The organism is Rhizobium hidalgonense, from assembly GCF_002914525.1.
Taxonomy (GTDB): domain Bacteria; phylum Pseudomonadota; class Alphaproteobacteria; order Rhizobiales; family Rhizobiaceae; genus Rhizobium; species Rhizobium hidalgonense.
This window is the reverse complement of the sequence record NZ_LODW01000126.1, coordinates 1-4057: the sequence shown is the minus strand read 5'-3', so window position 1 is coordinate 4057 and position 4057 is coordinate 1. Positions and strand designations below refer to the sequence as shown.

3 protein-coding genes and 1 tRNA gene are annotated in these 4057 nt (G+C 65.0%); 1 reads left to right on the top strand and 3 read right to left on the bottom strand.

From position 1 onward, the window contains the following. Nucleotides 1-276: 276 nt before the first annotated feature. The 3 genes from ATY29_RS33475 to ATY29_RS33465 are packed head-to-tail and all read right to left on the bottom strand — an operon-like array spanning nt 277 to nt 3377. On the bottom strand, nt 277-1998 hold the full coding sequence (locus ATY29_RS33475; protein WP_097537535.1) for a saccharopine dehydrogenase family protein: 1722 nt from the start codon (nt 1996-1998) through the stop codon (nt 277-279). Continuing rightward, on the bottom strand, nt 1995-2444 hold the full coding sequence (locus ATY29_RS33470; RefSeq protein ID WP_097537534.1) for a thiol-disulfide oxidoreductase DCC family protein: 450 nt from the start codon (nt 2442-2444) through the stop codon (nt 1995-1997). Before ATY29_RS33470 ends, ATY29_RS33475 begins: the two co-directional genes overlap by 4 nt. A 24-nt stretch (nt 2445-2468) precedes the next feature. After that, entirely contained in the window at nt 2469-3377 is a 909-nt protein-coding gene (locus tag ATY29_RS33465; protein WP_097537533.1) for an MBL fold metallo-hydrolase, read from the bottom strand. Nucleotides 3378-3540: 163 nt separating this feature from the next. Here ATY29_RS33465 and ATY29_RS33460 point away from each other — a divergent pair. Continuing rightward, a tRNA-Gln gene (locus tag ATY29_RS33460) sits at nt 3541-3614 on the top strand. Nucleotides 3615-4057 lie beyond the last annotated feature (443 nt).

The window sequence follows — 4057 nt, the reverse complement described above, 5'->3', positions numbered from 1 at the left end:
ATGGCCATCCCGGGGCTCGATCCCAGCTTCCCCTGCAGTAAAGCACAGATTTGAGAGACAATTCCTGTGGCCTCAGGGCCTTGCCCGAGGGATGTCACAGGAATCCAGCGCGCCCAGGTCCCTGGGCGCGGGAGATGCCTTGCCCCTAGAGCAGTCATTCACCGCGCCGACGCGCGGTGGCTGGATTCCTGTGACGGGCACAGGAACGAGGGAGGAGAGGTGAGTGCCCGGCAACAATTGTCAGTGGGGGCTCCAAGGCAGAGCGAGCCCACCCCCTCACTCCACCACCAACCAACCCGAATACCGCACAATCAACCCCGTCAGCCGCCCGCCGATCTCCACGTGGAAATGGAACCGCCCATCACGCTCCTCCTCATAGGTATCGCCACCCGGCGCCAGGAACAGCGGCAGCGGAATGCCGCAAAAGCGCCAGCCGCGCACCACGAGCCGCAGCTTCTGCCCCTCCGGCACCAGCGCCAGCAGCACCCGGAACGGCCCGAACACTTCGGCAAGCAGCGGCTGGTCGCCGCCCTTGTCCGCGGCCTGCCAGCTGCGAAACGTCTTGCCGCCGAAACTGCGCGTCCAGACCTCCCTGTCGCCGTCGGTCACAAACCGCACCGCCACCGGCACATCCTCGCCGGCGGCGGGAAAGCCGATGAGGCCGGCAATCAGCCGGGCGATGAGACCGCCGCCGCGCTCGATCCGCGCCCGGCCGGAGGCAAGGCGGGTGCCGCCGCCATGGATTGCCGCAAGCGCCGGCGGCAACTTCTGCCAGGCGTCGCCGAGGACCCGCCGGTAGAGCGGCTGGACCTCATCCTGGTAATCCAGCCGGATGCCCGAGCTGATCGAAAAGCGCTGGAAGGCCGTTTCGAAATCGGCAAGCCGCAATTCCCCCGCCGCCGGCCGGGCGCCGCTTTGCGGCCGCTGGCCTTCGAGCAGCCGGCGCACCAGCGCCTCGACTGCGATGACCGGAATGAACGGCCCGTCATCGCCTTCGGCAATCAGCGACCAGTCGGCCGTCAGCCGCCGCCCGTCGCGATCGAGCCCGCCGGCGCGCACGAACATGCCGCCGCGATGGGCGCCGAAAGCGAGGCGATGGCTGGCCACCTGCAGCACCCGCGAAAACGGCGTGAGCGAGGGCAGCAGCCGCAGCTTCACCAGCCGCGCGGCAAGGCCCAGCAGCCGCTGCAGCGCCTGCGGCTCGGTGCCGACGCCGGTGAAGGTGGATTGCAGGCCGGCAATGTGCTGGGGCAGCAGCGCCAGATCGGGCGCATCGACCAGCAGGAACGTCCGGCTGGCGAGCGGCGCCACACCGGGCGGCGCGATCGTCACCCGCATCTGATCGATCAGCCCGCGCCCCTCGGCCGGCTGGCCCTCGCGCAGCACCGCCACCGGCTTGCCGGCATAACTCGCGATCGCTCTGACGACATTGAGGCCGATCTTGACATGCGCCGACGGGGCAATGCCGGCGGCGACACTTTCGATGCGGGAAAACTGCGGCGCCATCGCCTGCAGCGCCGCAAAGGACAGCGCCGGCAGGCTGCTCAGCCCCGAGAGCACGAAGGTGCCCTTGGCCTTGGCTGCCGCATCCAGCCCGCCGATGCCGGCGACGAAACCGGTGCTGTCAGCGAGATCGGCATAATCGATGCCGAGATCGATGCAGGCCTGCACCACTCTATAGGCATCGCCGGTGAAGCTCTGGAACGGCCCGGAGGCATCGACGACGAGATTGGGCCTGAGCCGCGTCAGCTGTTCTCTGAGATCGCCATTGCGATCGAAGGCCACCGCCTGCAGCCACGCCCCGAGATCGTTGCTGCCCAGCCGCCCGGCGCTGCCTTTCGGCGACCTGAGATCGGCAACGAAATCATCGGCCTTTTCGAGCGACCGCCCGCCGATCAGCAGCCGGATCCGCGGTTCCTCGCCGAGCAGCCGGGCGAGCCGGCCGCCGAAGGTGCCGTAGCCGCCGATGATCAGCAGGGAAAGCCGCTCGGCGCTCATGCGATGAAGCGGCCGCGCTGCTCCGGCGTCGGCACCATGCAGCTTTGCCGCCCGGCGATCTTCAGCCGGTTGCGGGCGATGAATTCATAAAGCCCATCGGCCGCGCGCCGCGGCAGCAGCCGGAACAGCCTGACCAGCGAATAGGGAAAGCCGAGCCCCGCCACCATGCGGATCGACCCATCGGATTTGAAGAAGGCGCGGCCCCCGTCGATGAAAATATTGGTTTCGTAATCGCGGTTATCGAGCCCGTAATGCCGATAGAGCGCCTGCCCGAGCGGCGTCTGCGCCGCCAGAAACCGGTAGCGCTGCCGCCTGTCGTGCTTCAGCGCGAATTTCACCCAGCCGGAGCAGAACACGCATTCGCCATCGAATACGATCAGCGGCCGGTCATCGGCAAAGGCGGGCACGGCGGGATCGTTGCGATAGCTGTAATCGGCGCGGCCCATGCTGATCTCCCCTCCGCCTCTCATTTATCCCGGCCGGTAGCTGGCGGCAAGCGAAGGCGGCCCATCCGCCACGATCTCGCCGCGCTCCACCAGATCTTCGATATGGGCGAGCACGGAAAGGGCGGCCGCCCCATGCAGCTTCGGATCGGTATCGCGATAGATCGCCTTCACCATCTCCGCTATCCCCCGATCGCCGGCCGCAACCCGCGCCAGCACCGCCCGCTCGCGCTTCAGCCGATGCGCCTTCAGCGCCGGCAGGAAAATCTTCGGCTCGTTGACCGGCCCGCCATGGCCGGGCAGCAGCAGGCCGTCCTCGCGCTCTATCAGCCTGTCGAGCGACGCCATATAATCCCCCATCGACCCATCCGGGGGCGCGACGATCGAGGTCGACCAGGCCATGACATGATCGCCCGAGAACAGGATCTCCCGGCCTTCGAGCGCGAAGGCGGCATGATTGGCCGTATGCCCCGGCGTCAGCACCGCTGTCAGCGACCAGCCATCGCCCGCAATCGTCTCGCCGTCGCCGAGCGCCAGATCCGGCACGAACTCCAGATCCGAGCTTTCGGCAAAGGGGTTGACCTCGCCGGCCCGGAGCCGCCGTGCCGGCCGATGCGGCCCTTGCCCCACCGTCACCGCCCCGGTTGCCGCCTGCAGCCGGCGGGCCAGCGGCGAGTGGTCGCGATGGGTGTGGCTGACGAAGATATGCGTCACCTCACGGCCGCCAAGTGCGGCCATCAGCGCCTGATAATGCGCCTCGTCCTCCGGCCCGGGATCGATGACGGCAAGCGAGGAGGTGCCGACGAGATAGCTGTTGGTGCCGAAAAAGGTGAAAGGCCCGGGATTTTCCGCCGTGACCCGCGCGATACCGGAAACAACCGGCACGGCCCGCCCATAGGCCGGCTCGAAAGCAAGGTCGAATGCGGGGCTTTCCATGCGGGACGATGATCTCAGGGTGATAATAACACCTCATGCTAGCACGCCGCCCGCCACTTCGCGCGCATAAATCTGCCGCAGGCGCAACTTAGTCATTGTGACAGGCAAAGAGCTTTGCTAATCAGGCGCGATCTGAGCAAGCGGTTCGCCGCCCAAGCTCTGGTGGGGCGTCGCCAAGCGGTAAGGCAACGGTTTTTGGTACCGTCATCCCTGGTTCGAATCCAGGCGCCCCAGCCATCGTTTCGATTACCAGAACAACGTTTTCGAATTCTAGCGAATGCAGCCATAGTGGGCTATAGCGATCATAAGAGCGCGAATCATAACAGGGATTCCGTCGCCAACTAAATGATGCGGCCAGGACCATAATGTCCAGGCAATTCCATGTTCAGGAAAGCTCGCCGATCTACCCATAGAACGTATTTTCTCGGCGTCGCCGACAAAGGTGCAGTTTTTTTAAGACTGACCAGGATCCAATTAACGTCGGGGAAACATTATTGTGATCTCGTTTTGTTCTCGATGACGTCTTTTCCAAACTCCTAAAATCTGGCACACACTCAAGGCGAAGTTACTGCTTCGAAAGGATCCAAAATGGCATATCGAATCGCCGATCTTGTTGATTTCCACTGAGAGCTGACCCGGCGTTTCCACCGAGAATTGACCCGCCTTTTAGGTATCGTTCT

Coding starts and splice junctions, on each gene's coding strand:
- ATY29_RS33470 (WP_097537534.1), bottom strand. CDS start 2,444: ATGGGCCGCGCCGATTACAGCTATCGCAACGATCCCGCCGTGCCCGCC.
- ATY29_RS33465 (WP_097537533.1), bottom strand. CDS start 3,377: ATGGAAAGCCCCGCATTCGACCTTGCTTTCGAGCCGGCCTATGGGCGG.
- ATY29_RS33475 (WP_097537535.1), bottom strand. CDS start 1,998: ATGAGCGCCGAGCGGCTTTCCCTGCTGATCATCGGCGGCTACGGCACC.